Origin of the sequence: Micromonospora citrea (assembly GCF_900090315.1) — a bacterium.
GTDB classification, from domain to species: Bacteria; Actinomycetota; Actinomycetes; order Mycobacteriales; family Micromonosporaceae; genus Micromonospora; species Micromonospora citrea.
In genome coordinates, this window is sequence record NZ_FMHZ01000002.1 from 1,542,412 (window position 1) to 1,558,670 (window position 16,259).

General features: G+C 71.1%; 16 protein-coding genes. 11 read left to right on the top strand and 5 right to left on the bottom strand.

The window, feature by feature from the left end:
• Positions 1 to 39: 39 nt before the first annotated feature.
• On the bottom strand, positions 40 to 1,665 hold the full coding sequence (locus tag GA0070606_RS07120; protein ID WP_091096158.1) for an ABC transporter substrate-binding protein: 1,626 nt from the start codon (positions 1,663 to 1,665) through the stop codon (positions 40 to 42).
• A 141-nt stretch (positions 1,666 to 1,806) separates the two neighbouring features.
• Between GA0070606_RS07120 and GA0070606_RS07125 the strand changes: the two genes are divergently transcribed.
• On the top strand, positions 1,807 to 2,538 hold the full coding sequence (locus tag GA0070606_RS07125; RefSeq protein WP_091096160.1) for a FadR/GntR family transcriptional regulator: 732 nt from the start codon (positions 1,807 to 1,809) through the stop codon (positions 2,536 to 2,538).
• A 124-nt stretch (positions 2,539 to 2,662) separates the two neighbouring features.
• Here the strand turns inward: GA0070606_RS07125 and GA0070606_RS07130 are convergent, their stop codons facing one another.
• Complete coding sequence (locus GA0070606_RS07130) at positions 2,663 to 3,643, bottom strand: AraC family transcriptional regulator (protein ID WP_091107406.1); 981 nt, start codon at positions 3,641 to 3,643, stop codon at positions 2,663 to 2,665.
• A 91-nt stretch (positions 3,644 to 3,734) separates the two neighbouring features.
• Here GA0070606_RS07130 and GA0070606_RS07135 point away from each other — a divergent pair, with 91 nt between their 5' ends.
• The 6 genes from GA0070606_RS07135 (at position 3,735) to GA0070606_RS07160 (ending at position 8,419) form a co-directional block, all read left to right on the top strand.
• Positions 3,735 to 4,622, top strand: coding sequence for an NmrA family NAD(P)-binding protein (locus GA0070606_RS07135; protein WP_091096162.1), 888 nt, complete (start codon positions 3,735 to 3,737; stop codon positions 4,620 to 4,622).
• Positions 4,619 to 5,008: a nuclear transport factor 2 family protein gene (locus tag GA0070606_RS07140; RefSeq protein ID WP_091096164.1), complete on the top strand. Its 390-nt coding sequence runs from the start codon at positions 4,619 to 4,621 to the stop codon at positions 5,006 to 5,008. The genes GA0070606_RS07135 and GA0070606_RS07140 overlap by 4 nt, the downstream gene beginning before the upstream one ends.
• A 106-nt stretch (positions 5,009 to 5,114) precedes the next feature.
• Positions 5,115 to 5,831 carry a TetR/AcrR family transcriptional regulator gene (locus GA0070606_RS07145; RefSeq protein ID WP_091096165.1) on the top strand — a complete coding sequence of 239 codons (717 nt, stop codon included), beginning with the start codon at positions 5,115 to 5,117 and terminating at the stop codon, positions 5,829 to 5,831.
• 5 nt (positions 5,832 to 5,836) lie between these two features.
• Complete coding sequence (locus tag GA0070606_RS07150; protein WP_091107408.1) at positions 5,837 to 6,796, top strand: VOC family protein; 960 nt, start codon at positions 5,837 to 5,839, stop codon at positions 6,794 to 6,796.
• Positions 6,797 to 6,950: 154 nt separating this feature from the next.
• Positions 6,951 to 7,820, top strand: coding sequence for a metalloregulator ArsR/SmtB family transcription factor (locus GA0070606_RS07155; protein ID WP_091107409.1), 870 nt, complete (start codon positions 6,951 to 6,953; stop codon positions 7,818 to 7,820).
• Entirely contained in the window at positions 7,817 to 8,419 is a 603-nt protein-coding gene (locus GA0070606_RS07160; protein ID WP_091096167.1) for a dihydrofolate reductase family protein, read from the top strand. Before GA0070606_RS07155 ends, GA0070606_RS07160 begins: the two co-directional genes overlap by 4 nt.
• 197 nt (positions 8,420 to 8,616) lie before the next feature.
• Here the strand turns inward: GA0070606_RS07160 and GA0070606_RS07165 are convergent, their stop codons facing one another.
• Positions 8,617 to 9,453: an NAD(P)H-binding protein gene (locus GA0070606_RS07165; protein ID WP_091096169.1), complete on the bottom strand. Its 837-nt coding sequence runs from the start codon at positions 9,451 to 9,453 to the stop codon at positions 8,617 to 8,619.
• A 154-nt stretch (positions 9,454 to 9,607) separates the two neighbouring features.
• On the opposite strand from GA0070606_RS07165, the gene GA0070606_RS07170 reads away from it, so the two are divergent.
• Positions 9,608 to 10,048, top strand: a complete 441-nt coding sequence (locus tag GA0070606_RS07170; protein WP_091096170.1) for a winged helix-turn-helix transcriptional regulator — start codon at positions 9,608 to 9,610, stop codon at positions 10,046 to 10,048.
• 159 nt (positions 10,049 to 10,207) lie between these two features.
• Entirely contained in the window at positions 10,208 to 11,236 is a 1,029-nt protein-coding gene (locus GA0070606_RS32420; RefSeq protein ID WP_176737262.1) for an Imm1 family immunity protein, read from the top strand.
• A gap of 154 nt (positions 11,237 to 11,390) precedes the next feature.
• Here the strand turns inward: GA0070606_RS32420 and GA0070606_RS07180 are convergent, their stop codons facing one another.
• Both GA0070606_RS07180 and GA0070606_RS07185 read right to left on the bottom strand, forming a co-directional pair.
• On the bottom strand, positions 11,391 to 12,947 hold the full coding sequence (locus GA0070606_RS07180) for an FAD-dependent monooxygenase (RefSeq protein WP_091096172.1): 1,557 nt from the start codon (positions 12,945 to 12,947) through the stop codon (positions 11,391 to 11,393).
• Between the two features lie 184 nt (positions 12,948 to 13,131).
• Positions 13,132 to 13,998, bottom strand: coding sequence for an SDR family oxidoreductase (locus GA0070606_RS07185; RefSeq protein WP_091096174.1), 867 nt, complete (start codon positions 13,996 to 13,998; stop codon positions 13,132 to 13,134).
• A 355-nt stretch (positions 13,999 to 14,353) separates the two neighbouring features.
• Here GA0070606_RS07185 and GA0070606_RS07190 point away from each other — a divergent pair, with 355 nt between their 5' ends.
• Together GA0070606_RS07190 and GA0070606_RS07195 are read left to right on the top strand one after the other, a co-directional pair.
• On the top strand, positions 14,354 to 15,235 hold the full coding sequence (locus tag GA0070606_RS07190) for a LysR family transcriptional regulator (protein WP_091096176.1): 882 nt from the start codon (positions 14,354 to 14,356) through the stop codon (positions 15,233 to 15,235).
• A gap of 424 nt (positions 15,236 to 15,659) precedes the next feature.
• On the top strand, positions 15,660 to 16,064 hold the full coding sequence (locus GA0070606_RS07195; RefSeq protein WP_091096178.1) for a RidA family protein: 405 nt from the start codon (positions 15,660 to 15,662) through the stop codon (positions 16,062 to 16,064).
• The last annotated feature ends 195 nt before the right edge of the window (positions 16,065 to 16,259 follow it).

Here is a 16,259-nt window from a genome sequence, read left to right on the forward strand (position 1 = left end):
CGGGACGCAAGGGGTGGTTCCGGACCCCCGGTCCCGGACTCAGCCGCTGCGGCTGCTGTCCAGGAAGTACAGACCGGTGGTCGCCGCGCCGGAGAATCCGGTGATCTTCGCGGGGTCGTAGGCCGTGACGACCTTCGTGTGCAGGATCGGGTAGAGCGGAACCTCGTCGGCCACCATGTCGAGGGCCTGCTTCCACAGGGCCTTCCGGGCCGCCTCGTCGGAGGTCTGCGCCGCCTTGTCGAGCAGCGCGGCCATCGCCTTGCGGTCGGCGTCGTTCCAGCGGTAACGCTTACCCGGCCAGGTCTCGCCGTAGTAGAACCAGCGCATCAGCAGGTCGGTGTCGACGCCGAAGACGCTCGGGTCGCCGGTGGCCATCAGCACCCGGAAGGTGTCCTTCGGGACGACGTCGCCGTAGATGGCCGCGGACGGCACCGTGTTGAGGCTGGCGTTGACGCCGATCTTCTTCCACTGCTCCACGACCAGCGGGGCGACGTCCTTCACGACGGAGTTGTCCGTGGTGTCGAGCTGGATCGACAGGTTCTTGACCCCGGCCTCGGCGAGCAGTGCCTTGGCCTTGTCGAGGTCGTGGTCGTAGACCGTGGCGGCCTTCTGGTAGCCCTTGTTGCCCTCGTCGAGGTAGCTCGTCGCCGGGCTGCCGTACCCGTTGAGCGCCGTCTTGATGACGGCTTCCTTGTCGATGGCGTAGTGCAGCGCCTGGCGCACCCGCTTGTCGTTGAACGGCGCCGCCTGGGTGTTGAACATGAGGAAGACCTGGTTGAAGGCCTGCTTCACGTCGACGGTGTACTTGCCCTTGAGCGAGTCGACGTTGAGGTACGGCACCGACTCGATCGCCTGCACCCGGCCGCCCTGCAGGTCGGACACCCGGGCCGCCGCCTCCGACGTGGTGTTCCACGTCATCGTGTCGACCTTGGTCGGGCGGGGGCCGTTGTAGTTCGGGTTCCGGCTCATCTTGATGCCGGACTCCTTCGACGCGCTGTCCAGCTTCATCGGGCCGGAGCCGATCGGCGCGGTGTCGAAGGCCTTCGCGGCGGCCGCGTCGGCGGTCTTCGCCTTGGGCACGATCTTGATGACGGAGATGCGCTCGGCGAATAGGGCGAACGGGTACTTCAGCTTGAACTCGGCCGTCGACGCGTCCTTGGCGGTGACCGTCTCGATGAACGGGATGAACCCCTGCATCAGCGGCGGTGCCGCCGGGTCGGCCGGCTTGAGCACCCGGTTGAACGACCAGGCGATGTCCTCGCCCGTGACCGGGGTGCCGTCGGAGAACTTGGCGCCGTCCCGCAGGGACACGGTGTACGTGCGACCGTCGGCGCTGGGCGTCGGGAAGGCCTTGGCCAGCGCGAGGTAGGGCTCACGGGTGATCGGGTCCAGGTCGACGAGGCCCTCGAAGATGTGCTGGTTGGCCGCCGTGGCCACCGCCGACGAGGCGTTGCCGGGGTCGAACCCGCTGGAGAGGGTGAAAGCCATCGTCGCCTCGATCGACTTTCCGCCCTTGCCGTCGGAGACGGCGTTGGTCGACGCGGGGCCGCCGCTGCAAGCTGCCAGCCCGAGCGCCAGGGTCGCCGCGGTGGCCGCCGTGGCCAGCGGGCGGATCCGGCGCGGCGCGCCGAACCGCCCCCTCGACGGCTTGTGGGTGGTGCTCACGTGATTGCCTCCATAGGCTCTTCATGCGCTCCGCGTGACCGCTCAGCGCTGCGGGGGATTCGAGTGTATGGGGTCTGACGTCTGACGTCTGATGCCGATACGCTGAGCGTGACAGATCCGTGAACGAAGGGCAAGGGGCAGATGACGACGATCGACGCGAGTCCGCTACGCGGGCAGGAGCGCCCGGGTCCCCGCCGGCAGGAGGTCGTTACCGGGATCAAGGACTACATCCTGCGCAATCGCCTCAAGCCCGGCGACCTGCTGCCCACCGAGACGGAGCTGTGCGAGGCGGTCGGCGCCAGCCGGTCCAGCGTCCGCGAGGCGGTCAAGATCCTCTCGGCCCTCGACATCGTCGAGGTGCGCCACGGGCACGGCACCTTCGTCGGCCGCATGTCCCTCAACGCCCTCGTGGAGAGCCTGGCCTTCCGCGGCCTGCTCAGCGGCGAGGAGGACCACCACGTACTCGGGCAGGTCGTGGACGTCCGGCAGACCCTCGAACAGGGACTGGCGGCCGAGATCATCGCCGTCCTCGACGGGGACCACCGCGCGCAGCTCTCCGCGCTCGTCGACCAGATGGAGGACCTGGCCGCCCAGGACAAGGACTTCCTCGAGGTCGACCGGGCCTTCCACGTCAAGCTGATGGAACCCCTGGGCAACGACCTGATCCTCCAGCTCACCGAGGCGTTCTGGCAGGTGCAGGCCATCGTGGCCCCCACCCTGCGCACGGAGCCCGAACACCGGGTCATCACCGCCCAGCGGCACCGCGCCATCGTGGACGCCGTCACCGCCGGGGATCCGGCGGTGCTGCGGGCCGCCGTCGCCGAGCACTACGCGCCCATCCGCGAGAGCATCGCCCGCGCCGTTCAGGGGTGACCCGGCACCCGTCCAGGGGTGAGCCGGCACGAGGCGGGGCGACGGGTCACCAGCCTGCCGTCGCCCGGCCTCCGGCGGCGACGCCGGAACGCTCCGCCCGAGGACGAGTTGGGTTCGCTGCAGATCAGCATGAGAGAGCCGCGTCCGGATGCTCGGTGGTTTGTCGGGGTGATGTGCGGGTGCGGCGGTATTCGCCGGGCGTCACAGCGAAATGTCGCCGGAAGGCCAGGTGGAAGCCGACGGCCGAGCGGTAGCCGACCCGTCCGGGGAGCACGCCGAGCGGCAGGGCGGTCTCGTTCAGGAGGCGGGCCGCCTCGCGCATCCGGCGGCCGGTCAGGTGGCGGGCCGGGGCCTCGCCGACGAGGCGGGTGAATGTGGTCGCGAACGCCGACCGTGACATGTTCGCCTCCCGGGCCAGTGACTCCAGCGTCCACGGCTCGTCGAAGCGGGTCTGGATCGCCAGCAGGGCACGGCCGATCGCCGAGTGTCGCAACGCCTGCAGCGCGGGCGAGGCGTCGGCGAGCCTGCCCACCGCCACCCGCAGCGCCAGCACGAAGACCAGCTCGAACGAGCGCAGCGCCACCAGCTGGGCGCCGGGCGCGTCGTCGCGCGTTCCGTCGGCCAGACAGTCGAGGGTGCCGGCCAGCAGCGGCTCGCCGGCCAGCATCTCACGGTCGAGCACGAGGACCTCCGGCAGCGCACGATACAGCGGCGACACCGCGCTCTCGTCGTAGTGCAGCCCGCCGCACAGCAGCTCGGTCGCCGGGCCCGGGCCGTCCACGCGGACCTCGGTGGTCGTCCCGGCAGGGCGGCCGGGGAGCAGCAGGTCGATCGGGGTCGTGGCGCGGCCGGGCCGGTCCGCCAACTCGTGCGCGGTGCCGTACGGGAAGACCGCGAGCTCGCCCGCGCCCAGGGTGATCGGATCGGATCTGCCGGGCATGGTGATCGCGCACTCGCCGGAGTGCACGTAGTGCAGGATCGCGTTCCGTTCCTGGTCGCCGCGCAGGCCCCAGGGCGCGCGAACCTTCCAGCGGCTGGCGAACACGCCCTCCAGACGCAGCGGCGCCAGCAGTTCTCCGAGCAGATCGGCCCCGGGCGAGGACATCTGCCGCACCTCCACGGTCTCGGACGATCCTTAAAGGAGACAGGACTCATTCTTATAGAACGTACAGGGGGTTCCCGGCAGTCTGGAGCACATGAGCGATACCTACCTGGTGATCGGTGCGGGCGGCACGCAGGGCGGAGCGGTCGCACGGCGACTGCTGAGAGACGGGCACCGCGTGCGCGGCTTCGGCCGGAGCACGGCGGGGCCGTCCGGTGTGGACTGGGTGCGCGGGGATCTCGCGGACCCCGCCGCCGTACGGGCCGCGTTCGACGGGGTGACGCGGGCCTCGGTGACGTTGCCCATGGAGTTCGAGCCGGCAGCGGTGGCCCGGCACGTGGACAACATCGTCGCGGCGGCCGATGGCCTGGAACGACTGGTGTACAACACTGGTAACCGCATCCCGGTGGCACGGACGGGCGTTGCGGCCTTCGAGTCGAAACGGGACGCGGTCGAGGCCTTCCTGTCGTCCGGCGTCCCGACCATCGTGCTGCGCCCACCCGTCTACCTGGACAACCTGGCCGCTCCCTGGGCACGGGCAGCCCTGGCCAACGGCTTCCTTCCCTACCCGCTTCCGGAGGGCCACCGGGTCGCCTGGCTGGCCCACGACGATCTCGGCGCCCTCACGGCCGCCGCGTTCGACCGCGACGACTTGACCGGAACGGCCATCGACGTGGGCGGAAGGGACGCGGTGACCGGCCCCGAACTGGCGGCCGCCTTCGCCTCCGTGCTCGGCCGGGAGATCCGGTACGTGTCGGTGCACGCCGACACGTACGAGGAAGAGATGGCACCCGTGCTCGGCGCGGCTGTCGCGGCGGGCGTGGCCGACACATACCGGTGGCTCGCCGCGCCCGAGGGCATCGGTCTCTACGAAGGCGACGCGGACAAGGTCGAAGCGCTCTTCGGCGTCGAACTGACACCTCTGCGCACCTGGATCGAGAGGAACATCAGGACCGAGCGGAACGCCGGGGCCATGCTGTGAACGGCGCCGTCGACGAAATCGTCCAGCATCATCGTTTCATCGAGAGCTGGCTGCGCGGCGAGGCGGACCCGGCCGACGTCCGTTCCTTTCTCGACATGCACACGCCGGACTTCACGTGGTACGACCCGGACGGCTCACTCAATACCCTGCCCGACATGGCGCCGATGATGACAGAGGCCCACGGAGCCGCCCCGGGCCTCGTCCTGGAGATCCGCGACCCGCGCGTACTGCTGAACGAGGACGGGATGGTCGTGGCTGCCTACGAGGAGCATCAGCGGACGCCGACCTCGTCCAACGCCCGCCGAGCCGTGGTGATCTTCACCTCCGCGCCCGACGGCCGCAACGGCCTGCGCTGGCGTCACCTGCACGAAACCTGGATCACCTGAAGCAGGACCCGGGACGGTCCAGCGCGCACCACACCGATCAACGGCTCCTCTTGGTGACTGATGACCAGAATGCTATTTTGGTCATCAGTCATCGGAAGGAGCAGTCATGGCCGAGCGGCAGCCCGACCAGACCGGTCGCGCCGACCGGATCCTCGACGCGGCCAGGGATCTGCTGCTGCGCTGGGGCTACCGGCGGGTGACGATCGACGAGATCGCCCGGCACGCCGGCGTCGGCAAGGGCACCGTCTACCTGCACTGGCGCAGCCGTGAGCAGTTGTTCTTCGCCGTCGGCGCGCGGGAGGCCGTCGCGATGCTCTCGGCGGTGGTCGCCGCCATGCGGGACGATCCGAAGGAGATCGCGCTCCACCGGTACATGCGCCGGTTCTTCCTGGAGGCGATGTCGCGGCCGGTCCTGCGCGCGATCTTCACGCGGGACACCGACGTGCTGGACCGGTTCCTGTCCAGCCCCGCCCGCCGGCCGCTGCAGAGCGCCAAGCTGCTGGCCTCCCGCGACTACCTGGACGTCCTGGCCGACCACGGCCTGCTGCGCCCGGGCCTGCGGCCGGAGGACCTGGACTACACCCTGCCCGCGGTCATGTTCGGCTTCTTCGGCATCGACCCGTTCCTCTCCCCCGAGATCGAACCGGGGCTCCCGGGCAGAGCAGACCGGTTGGCCGACACGCTGCGCCACGCCTTCGAGCCGGCGAAGCCACCGCCGCCGCCCCGGCTCGCCGCCGCCGCCCCGGCGGTCATCGAGATCTTCGACCGGCACACCGACGACTACCGCCGCGCCGCCTACGGCGCGTCGACCGACGAGAGGTGACGACCATGGGCGACGACATCGGCGGCCTGCACCACGTGGGCCTGGTCGCGGCGGACATGTCCGCGGCCGTCGAGACGTACCGTCGGCTCGGTTTCACGGTGCCACCGCCGGCGTGCCCGGCGCTGCCGGCCGCGCCGGGAGCCCTCGCCCGTCCGGTCGGCGCGGCGAACACCCACGTCTACCTGCGCCGCAACTTCGTCGAGATCGTGACCCCCGTCGGGGACGGCCAGCCGCTCCCGGACGATTCCCGGACGATTCCCATCGAGGTCCCCGACGACAGGCTGCCCGGGCTCCTCGCCGCCGTCCGCGGCGCCGCCGCGAACCTCGCCGCCTGCCTGGACCGGTTCCCCGGCCTGCACATCCTCATCTTCGACTCGCCGGACATCGACCGCGCCGCCCGTCGGCTCGACGCCGTCGGCGTCGGCCACGGCGGCGTGCACGCGATCCAGCGCCCGATCGAGACCGGCGACGGCACAAGGATGGTCCCCGCCCGCTACCTGGAGTTCGACGGCGACGTGCCGGGCGCGCCATCCGGGCGGCTGCCCGAGGGCAGGCTCGGCATCGCCGAGAACGCCCCGGTCGACGGGGAACAGCGGCCGACGCACGCCAACGGCGCGGTCGACCTGGTCGGATGCACGCTGTGCGTGGCGGACGACGAGTTGCCCGAGGCGGCTCGCCGCTACGAGACCTACCTGGGCCGCGCCGCCCGCCGCGCGGGCCCCACGGCGACCTTCGACCTCGACGACGCCACCCTCACCCTGGTCGCCGCCTCCGCGGTGCCGGGCGGGCCGCCGGCCCTGCCCGGCTTCGCCGGCTACACGATCGCCGTGCGCGACCTGACCCAGACCGAGGACCACCTGCGGGCAGCCGGGGTGCCGCACGCCAGGCCCCGCGCGGGCGAGATCGCCGTACCGGCCAGCGCGGCCCTCGGCGCCACCATCGCCTTCCGTTCCCAGGCCCACTGACACCGGCCCCCCGACGGCGACCGCCCTCCCACCAGGACCTGGGCCTCTTTCGCACCCGTCCCCCAGGCGAGCACGACCCGGCGATGACACGCCACCGGAGCACGCGCAAATTATTCCTTGACAGGAATATTCTTTGCGGAGAATAGTGATCGTCATGGACGGACTCCTCACCGCGCTGGCCGACCCGGTCCGCTGGCGGCTCGTGGAACTGCTGGCCGAGCGCCCACGCCCGGTCGGCGTCCTCGCCCAGCTCGCCGGCGCACGCCAACCGCAGACGACCAAGCACCTGCAGACCCTCGAACGCGCCGGCGTGGTCACCTCACAACGCACCGGCCAGCGCCGCGTCTACGCGCTCCGCCCCGCCGCCCTGCGGGACCTGGCGACCGTGCTCGGCCGGCTCGCCGACACCGCGGAGCAGGTCGACGGCCCGCACGCGACCTACGAGCGCTACGGGATCAGCCTCGACGCGGAGCGGCTCGCCGCGCAGGAGTCGGGATGGGCCGACGGCCGCTCGTTCCGGTTCCGCAGGCCGCTGGCCGCCGGCACCGAGCCGGTGTGGCGTCACCTCACCGAGGCCGCCCTGCTCGCTCGCTGGTGGACGCCCAACGACCTGCGCATCTCCGAGCTCGTATTCGAGGCGCGGCCGGGCGGGCGGATCGTCCACGAATACCGCGACGCCGAGGACACCGACGGCTCCGACCCGGTCGCCGGGCGCGCGGAGGGATCCGTCGAGGACGTCCGCCCCGGCGAGCGCCTCGCCTACCGGCTGTCGCCCCAGCTTCCCGGCGGCGGTGTCGCCTTCACCGCCCACGTCGACCTCCACCTCCGGCCCACCGACACCGGCACGGACCTCGACGTGCACTGGCGGATCACCGACAGCACCGTCGACTCCGCCGACTTCATCGCCGGCATCGAGATCGGCTTCGGCCAGAGCCTCGACAAGCTCGCGGCGATCCTCGCCGCGGACCCGCACGCCACCGACGCCGCCGACCGCGTCGGCACCGACACAAGGAGCACGAAGTGACCGAGCAGACCACCGGCCGCCGGGTCGTCACCAACATCGCCCTCTCCCTCGACGGCCACTACGCCGGGCCGCGCGACCCGCAGGACATGAGCTGGGTGATGCCGTACGCCCACACCGACGTGGCCCGCGACCACCTGACCAGCCTCTGGGAGCCGGCTACGACGGCCCTGCTCGGGCGGGTCAACGCCGAGGGCTTCCTCAGCTTCTGGCCCACCGTCATCGGCATGGCCGGGGCAGATCCGCGCGACGTCGGCTTCGCGAAGTGGCTCGTCGACACCGACAAGGTGGTCCTCTCCGCCACCCTCGGCGAGGCGCCGTGGGAGCGCACGACGATCGTCGACAAGCCGACCGCCGAAGCGGTCGCGGAACTCCGGGCGACCGAGGGCGGCGACATCCTCGTACTCGCCAGCGCGAGCGTCATCAAGGCGCTGCTGGCGGCCGACATGGTCGATCGGCTGGCGATGACGGTCTTCCCGGTCTTCCTCGGCGGCGGGCCGCGCCTCTTCGACGACGGCCTGCCCTCGGGCCGGTGGGAGCTCGTCAGCCAGACCGCGGGCGAGCACGGCACGCTGGCACTCGTCTACGACCGGGTGCGCTGAGCCGACTGACCGAGGGGCCGGGCGCCACCACTCAGGCGTCCCGGCCGCTCGGTCGGCCCGTTCGTCTCGTACGGCAGTGGGACGCCGACGGAGTCGCCGCCACGGAACACGTTGCCCGGCGCACGTCGCTCCGCCGCACGGCGGCGGCCCGTGACATCTCCACGGGCCGCCGCCGGCGTTCCCATCGGTTCCGGTCGTCAGCGGAACGCGTCGACGTTCCGCTCAATCCAGTGCGCGAAGGTGCGCGCGGGCCGGCCGAGCAACTGCTGGACGTGCGGGCTGACGCGCTGCTCCGCCGGCGTCGGTTCGCCGAGGATGGACAGCGTGCCGTCGACGACCGGCTCGGGCATGAACCGCAGCATCTGTGCGCGCGCCTCGTCACGCGACTGCTCGACGAACTCGATCGGTTCGCCGAGCGCGGCGGCGAGGTCGGCGGCGCGCTGCCGGGGCGTGCTGAGGGCGGGTCCGGTCAGCTCGTAGCGGCGGCCGGCGTGCGCGGCGTCCCGCAGGACGGTGGCGGCCACACCGGCGATGTCGTCCGGGTCGACGACCGGCAGGCCCACGTCGCCGAACGGCGCGGCGACGGTCCTGCGGGCGCGGACCGACTCGGCCCACGCGTACGCGTTGGAGGCGAACCCTCCGGGCCGCAGGATCGTCCAGGCCAGACCTGAGTTCTCGACCGCCCGCTCGATGTCGCGCAGCGGTGCGTGCGACACCGACTCCGGGCGGGTTCCGGCCGCCTGCGACGACAACAGCACCACCCGTTCGACCCCGCCGGCGCGGCTCACCTGGAGGATCTGGTCGACGTCCAGGTGGGCGCCGGCGCCGGCGACGAGGAGGAACAGCGCGTGGGCCCCGGCCACCGCTGGCCGGAGGGTTTCCGGTTCCGCCAGGTCGGCCCGCCGGTGACGTACGCCCTCCGGCACGTCGACGGGCAGTTGCCCGCGCGACACCGCCGTCACGGCGGCGGTGCCCGCGAGGTTCTTCAGCAGCGAACGACCCACGTTGCCCGTGGCTCCTGTCACGACGATCATGTCGGTCCCCCATTCCTGCGCGTCGGTCGCCTCCGGACGGAAACGGCCTGGTCATGCCTCCGCAGCCCGTGGTGCGGCGGTGGACGCGGGGAACCGTAGCAGCGCCGATATAGTAGGTACCTAGAGGAAAGTGACTACCCGAAAGGGAGCCGGCATGCCCCAGACCCAGGCGACGTGGCAGCCCCCGATCTCCGGCGACCCGGAGCAGGCCTGCCCGATCGCCCCCGTCGTGGACATCGTGTTCAGCCGGTGGACGACCCCGATCCTGTGGGCGCTGCACACCTACGGCCGGCAGCGGTTCGTCGAGCTGGAACGCCGACTGACCACGATCACCCCGAAGGTGCTCACCCAGCGGCTGCGGCAGCTCGAACGCGACGGCCTCGTCGCGCGCACCTACCATCCCGAGGTCCCACCGAGGGTCGAATACGAGATCACCGAGCTCGGGTCCAGCCTCGCTCCCCTCTTCGCCCACCTCGCGGAGTGGGCCAGCACCCACCTGGAGCAGGTCGAGCGGTCCCGGCACGCCTATGACACCGACCGGGCGACGGGGGCTGCCGAGACCGCCACGGCGGTGCGCCGCGCCGGGCCGGCCTGAGTGCGTCAGCGGGCCCGACTCTCCCAGGACGGCTGCTCGGGCTCGTCGTTGTGCACGATCATGTCGGCGTGATCGGTCGGACGGACCGTGGCGACAGTGCCGCTCGCGGAAGTGGTCTAATCGCGCCGTATCGGCTCCGACAATCGATCATGACCGCCGATGACGACGGGATGTGGGCGTGAGATGGACTGGATCGACGACCAGATCGAGGCGGCACGGCGCAGTGGCGCCTCGTCGTTGGATCTGTCCGGGCGCTCGTTGGACACCCTGCCGGAGTCACTGGGCGGCCTGACGACCCTCACCCGGCTGATCCTGGTCGGCAATGAGCTGTCCTCGCTACCGGAATGGCTTGGTGACCTGACCGCCCTCACCGAGCTGGGCCTGGGCGGCAACCGGCTCACCGTGCTGCCGGAGTCGCTCGGTAACCTGAGCGCCCTGACCTGGCTGGGCCTTTCCGGTAACCGGCTGTCGGTGCTGCCGGAGTCGCTGGGTGGCCTGACGGCGCTCACCTGGCTGGACCTGGCCGACAACCAGCTCACCACGCTGCCGGAATGGCTGGGGAGCCTCGCCGCGCTGACCCGGCTGGACCTGACCGGCAACCAGCTCACCACGCTGCCCGAGTCGCTGGGTGGCCTGACCGCTCTCACCCGGCTGCACCTGACCGACAACCAGCTCATCGAGTTGCCGGAGTCACTGGGCTCCCTGGCCGCACTCACTCGGCTGGATCTGGCCGGTAACCGGCTCACCGTACTGCCCGACTGGTTGCGCGACCCCACGGCTCGCGAGCAGCCGGTGGACGCGTCCGTGCAGGCGTGGATCGATGGCACCCGCACCACCGTGGCCGGCGCCGCCGACCTCGACGCCGTGCTCGACCGCGTACCCTCCAGCGGCCTGTCGCTGGTCAGCGAGGACGGCGTCCGGTCCCTGCACATCACCCTTGCCGGGGACCAGTCCGGGCTGGTGTGGGAGGACGAGGACGAGGTGATGCTCGGCTGGGGGCCGGTACCGCCCGGCGCCCCACCCGGCCTGACAGCCGGCGACGCCGAATACGCGTTCGCCGACCCGTGGTTCACCGCCGACGGCGCCGACCCCTTCGAGATCACGGAGGGACAGGCCCGCCAGGCAGGCCACGAATTCCTGCGGACCGGCCGTCGGCCCACCAACGTCCAGTGGGTCGACAAGCCATAGTCTGCCCGAACGACCTATACGTGGACGCCGTGGCGCTCGCGACTGAAGAGAACGGGACAGCAACGAGGCTCCCGGTGAGGGCGACTGTCCTGGTCGACTGCCTGTCTCACCGGGAGCCTCACCTCACCCAGCCGTCGGTACCCTCACCGCGTCTTCATGAGCCCGGTTGGAGGACGGGGACCGTGGTCGTCGGGGGTGTGCCGAACCAGCGGGAGAGTGCTGCTCGCAGATTGGGTTCGGCGGCGGCGACGGGTTCGTCGAGCGTTGCGACCCAGGCGATGTGCGCGTCGGGACGGATCAGCAGGGCGTCGGCTGGTCGGTTGTCGGCCTTCGCGGTGCGGATGTCGACGCGCGGCTGCCAGTCCCGGGCGGTCCGGCGCAGGTCCGCGCGGTCGGCCAGGTCGAGGAGGACGGGCCGGGCCGCGTGCATGAGTTCCGCGACGCTGGTGACGCCCTGGTCGGTGTGCAGGGTCAGGTCGGGTGCGAAGGTGCCGACCAGGGCGTGCTGGCCGGCGCCCTGCGTCGGATAACGGATGTCGGCGTGGGCGAGGAGTGCTCCCATCCGGCGCAGTGCCGGCTCGTCGACGACCAGTTCCTGGAAGACCTGCCGGAGCGCCTCGGCGGCCGGGTCGTGTCCGCGCCTCAGGGCTGCCTGGGCTCGGGTTTGCAGCTGCGCACGTGCGCCGGCGAGGTGGCGCTCGTCGTGGTACGTGTCCAGCAGGCCGGCCGGGGCCCAGCCGTGGACGTCGGCGCCCAGCTTCCAGGCGAGGTTGACCGAGTCGAGCATGCCGACGTTGAGCGCCGTGCCGGTGGCGGGGAACAGGTGAGCCGCGTCGCCGGCCAGCAGGATCCGCCCGTGGCGGTACCGCTCGGCCTGCCGATCCTTGTAGGTGTAGCGCGACAGCCGGATGGGTTCCCCGAGGGGGAGATCCGCGCCGAGCACACGGCGAGCGCTGTCCGCCAGCTCGGTCAGGGTCAGCGGCTCGTCGTCGTCGTACTCGGTCGTTTCGTCTTCGGTGGTCTGCAGGGACAGGACCCCGGAGGCGACCGCGAACGCGAACACACCGCGGTCCGTCCGCGTGAAACCCGCGCGGATCCTGCCCAGCCCAGGGACGTCGATGTCGCCGTTGTCGAGCACTCTCACCGAGTCAGGCACGGTGACCTGGCCCAACCTGTTGACCTCCGGGTAGGTGGTGCCGGGGAACGCGATGCCCGCGAGATCGCGGATTCGGCTGCGCCCACCGTCGCAACCGACCAGGTATCGGGCGGTCGCTCGGGCCGGCCCGTCCGGTCCCCGCACATGCGCGGTCACCGTGGCGTCGTCCTGGGTCACCCCGACCACGTCGTGTCCGCGGCGGACGTCGGCGCCGAGTTCACGCGCGCGCTCCTCGAGCAGTCGCTCGACCTCGTGCTGCGGTATTGGCATCGCCCGCATCGGCGGATCCGCCAGGTGCGTGAAGTCCAGATGCATACTGCCGAACGGAAATCGGGGGGCCACATGGGGGTTGCTGCTGGCCTCCTCGAATCGCTCCAGGATGCCCCGGTAGCGCAGCAGGTCCAGGATCCGCCCGCCGAGGCCACTCGCCTTCGGGATGTCCCGCGGCCGCGGGTGCCGCTCGAGCACGAGCGTCCGGACTCCGGCCAGGCGCAGTTCTCCGGCCAGCATGAGGCCGGCCGGACCGGCACCCACGATGATCACGTCGGTTTCCATCACTCGCTACTCCCCTCCGGGGCTCTCGTCGCGTTCCCGCACGAGCCGGTCATCGAAAACAACACGAGCTCCAGCTACTCCCTTGTCTTCTGGTTCTGGTCGTGGCCAGACCATCGCCGGCTTCGATCACCGCGCACCTGCAACTGCCCACTCGCTGAGGTTGCGCCCGGCCGCCGCGACGCCGTCACGCCGGCTCGGTGATCGGCGCCGGGATCGCCTTCTCGGCGGCGCGGCTCACCTCTTCCCAGGCCGCCCAGGTCTCCATGCGCCGCTTCGAGATGTCGAAGGCGACGTCGTAGACCATGCTGCCCAGCAGGAGCCGCAGCGGCGGGTCGTCGCTGGCGACCAGCTTCATCACGGCCTCGGCGGCCAGCCGCGGCTCGCTGTCGACCGACCCCTCCGCCCACTGCCTGGCCAGTTCCTCGCGCAGGGCGTCGTAGGCCGGGTTCGGGGTGGTCGCCCTGCTGCTGGTGTAGAGGTCCGTCCAGTAGCCGCCCGGCTGGACGATGGTGACCTTGACGCCGAAGCGGGCGGCCTCCGCGGCCAGCGCCTCGCTCATGCCCTCCAGGGCGAACTTGCTCGCGCTGTAGAGCCCCGTGCTGGGGAACCCGCCGAGCGCGCCGATGCTGGAGATCTGCACCAGGTGCCCGCTGCCCTGGGCCCGCAGGTGCGGCAGGACGGCCTGGCTGACCCAGAGCGCGCCGAAGAAGTTGAGGTCCAACTGGGCGCGGGCCTCGGCCTCGGTGAACTCCTCCACCATCCCGGCATACAGCGCGCCCGCGTTGTTCACGACGATGTCGAGCCGGCCGAAGTGCTGGACCGCCCGGGCGACGACGTCGAAGACCGCCGCGCGGTCGGTGACGTCGAGGCGCAGCGCCAGCAGCCGGCCGGGATGCCGGGCGGCGAGGTCGTCGAGCGGCGAGACGTCGCGGGCCGCGCCGACCACACGGTCACCGGCGGCGAGCGCGGCCTCGGTGAACGCGCGGCCAAGGCCACGACTCGCTCCGGTGATCAACCAGACCCGGGAAGTTGCGCTGCCTGACGTTGTCATCGGATTCCTCTCAGCACGGGACCGTGTCCCTTTTTGGCACGTTCGCGGACCGCACCACCCACACCGGTCCTCCGAACCTCATCAGCGACGTTGTGGGCCCGCACAGCGTCCGTCACGGCATGCATGTGATCAACGGCGTCCTCCGCAACGCACTGTTCAGCCACGCTTGACAATCCGCCCCTGGAGTCGCGCCGCAGCAGGCTCTTGTCGGTGGCGAAGCTCGTGAGCTGGCACACCCCACGGCTGACGCAAGTCGAGACGCGGTCGCGTCGCGATCAGAGGAGGGTCGCTGGTGCCGACGACAGGTCGGATAAGGTCGGCTGGCAGGGACAGGTGCCTCGTGAACGGAACATGGGTGGAGCTGCGGGACATCGAGACCTTCCTGGTACTCGCCGAAGAGCTGCATTTCGGGCGAACTGCCCAGCGGCTGCATGTCAGCACGGCTCGGGTCAGCCAAGCCATCAAGCGACAGGAACGGCAGATCGGTGGTCTGCTGTTCGACCGCTCCACCCGTACCGTACGGCTGAGCCCGCTCGGCGAGCAGCTGCGCAACGATCTGCGACCCGTCTACGCCGACCTGCAGGAGAGCATCGAGAGGGCCCGGCGGGTCGCCCGAGGTGTCACCGGTGCGCTCCGCGTGGGAATGATCCCCTTCAACACGTACGACCTGCGCCCGTGTTGGGACACGTTTCGCCGTCAGCATCCGCAGTGGTCGTTGCACATCCGTCGAGCCTCGTTCGTTGACCCGTTCGCCGCTCTGCGCTCCGGCGAGCACGACATCCTCGTCGCGTGGCTGCCCATCGACGAACCTGACCTCACGGTGGGGCCGGTCCTGTTCAGCGACCGGCGGATCTTGGCGGTCTCAGCCGATCACGAGCTGGCCCGACGACCGTCCGTGTCGCTGGAGGCGCTCGCCGACTTCCCGAACGGGATGGGCCAACGCCTGCCGGACTACTGGGAGGACGCGTACCTGCCGTTCCGGAGCCCACGCGGCCAGGTGATCGAGCGCGGCGCATTGGTCACCAACAGCGACGACCTCATCCACCTCGTCTCCCTCGGCGACACGGTCCAGGTATTCCCCATCCATGTCACCGACCACTGGGCCATGCCGGACGTGCGGTGGCTGCCCATCACCGACCTGCCCCGCCTGAACTACGCCCTGGTCTGGCGCACCGAGACCGAGATCATCCGGGCGATGGCCCGGATCGTCGCCGATCTGGGCCCGCTGCTGCGCTAGCTGGTAGCCGCCGTGGCGGCCCGCAGCACGGGCACGCCGGCGTCCACCATGCGCGTCGGGAGCAGCCCGGTGAACGAGCCGAACCATCAGACCCAGCGCTACGTGCTGCGCCCGGACAACACTGGGGTCACGTCGGCGCGTTCGCTGACGCCCTCGGTTGGCCGCTGGTCCGCTCGATCCCGAGGGATCAGGTTCAAAGTGTCGACGGCCAGATGATCTGGCAGTCCTCGCCTGCGACAGATGGCTCAGGACGATTCGGAGCAGCTCATCAGGACGCGCGCCGCGAGCATCGTCCACGCCTTCGGGCAGGTGGCGGAGGCAGGCGGGTAAGTCGCCAGGGCAGGGCGCAGCGAGTTGCCGAGCCGGAGCGAGCGCGGCACCCCCGTCCAGTTCGGTGCCTGTGCCGGGTCCTAGGGTGACCGTCATGGCCGACATCGAACTCACGACGCCGCCGACGCTTCCGCAGACCAACGGATACAGCCACGTGGCCACCATCGGTCCCGGCCATCGGCTCGTCTGGACGTCGGGTCAGGTGCCCATCGCCGCCGACGGCACCGCGGCGCCCGCCGGCGACTGGGAGGCCCAGACACGCCAGGCCATGCAGAACATCGGGGCCGCCCTGACCGCCGCGGGCGCGACGTGGGACGACGTCTTCAAGCTGACCTTCTACGTCGTCGACACCACCGCGCTGGCGACCGTACGCACGGTGCGGGACGAGTTCATCAACGTCGAACGGCCGCCGACCAGCTCACTCGTCCAGGTGGCAGGTCTGATCCGACCGGATCTGCTGATCGAGGTCGAGGCGGTCGCGGCGATCGCCGACCGCTGAGCCGCACGCGCGGGTCAGCGTCCCGGTGCCGGCTGGCGATCGAGTCAAGCCGCCGACCCGGCAGGCGCGGGGCGCCACCAGTGGCGTGACGCCAGCGCGGCCCGCCAGGGGCCCCGGCAGCGTTGAGCAGCAAGCCGTCCACGGACGACACCCGGTCCAGCCGCGGAACGTACTGCGCGGCCTCGACCACGACCG

Excerpts from the sequence above, each read along its gene's own strand:
- GA0070606_RS32420 (WP_176737262.1), top strand. The coding sequence starts at position 10,208 with ATGACGACGGGATGTGGGCGTGAGATGGACTGGATCGACGACCAGATC.
- GA0070606_RS07185 (WP_091096174.1), bottom strand. The coding sequence starts at position 13,998 with ATGACAACGTCAGGCAGCGCAACTTCCCGGGTCTGGTTGATCACCGGA.
- GA0070606_RS07165 (WP_091096169.1), bottom strand. The coding sequence starts at position 9,453 with ATGATCGTCGTGACAGGAGCCACGGGCAACGTGGGTCGTTCGCTGCTG.
- GA0070606_RS07155 (WP_091107409.1), top strand. The coding sequence starts at position 6,951 with ATGGACGGACTCCTCACCGCGCTGGCCGACCCGGTCCGCTGGCGGCTC.
- GA0070606_RS07130 (WP_091107406.1), bottom strand. The coding sequence starts at position 3,643 with ATGTCCTCGCCCGGGGCCGATCTGCTCGGAGAACTGCTGGCGCCGCTG.
- GA0070606_RS07195 (WP_091096178.1), top strand. The coding sequence starts at position 15,660 with ATGGCCGACATCGAACTCACGACGCCGCCGACGCTTCCGCAGACCAAC.
- GA0070606_RS07180 (WP_091096172.1), bottom strand. The coding sequence starts at position 12,947 with ATGGAAACCGACGTGATCATCGTGGGTGCCGGTCCGGCCGGCCTCATG.
- GA0070606_RS07125 (WP_091096160.1), top strand. The coding sequence starts at position 1,807 with ATGACGACGATCGACGCGAGTCCGCTACGCGGGCAGGAGCGCCCGGGT.
- GA0070606_RS07145 (WP_091096165.1), top strand. The coding sequence starts at position 5,115 with ATGGCCGAGCGGCAGCCCGACCAGACCGGTCGCGCCGACCGGATCCTC.
- GA0070606_RS07170 (WP_091096170.1), top strand. The coding sequence starts at position 9,608 with ATGCCCCAGACCCAGGCGACGTGGCAGCCCCCGATCTCCGGCGACCCG.
- GA0070606_RS07150 (WP_091107408.1), top strand. The coding sequence starts at position 5,837 with ATGGGCGACGACATCGGCGGCCTGCACCACGTGGGCCTGGTCGCGGCG.
- GA0070606_RS07135 (WP_091096162.1), top strand. The coding sequence starts at position 3,735 with ATGAGCGATACCTACCTGGTGATCGGTGCGGGCGGCACGCAGGGCGGA.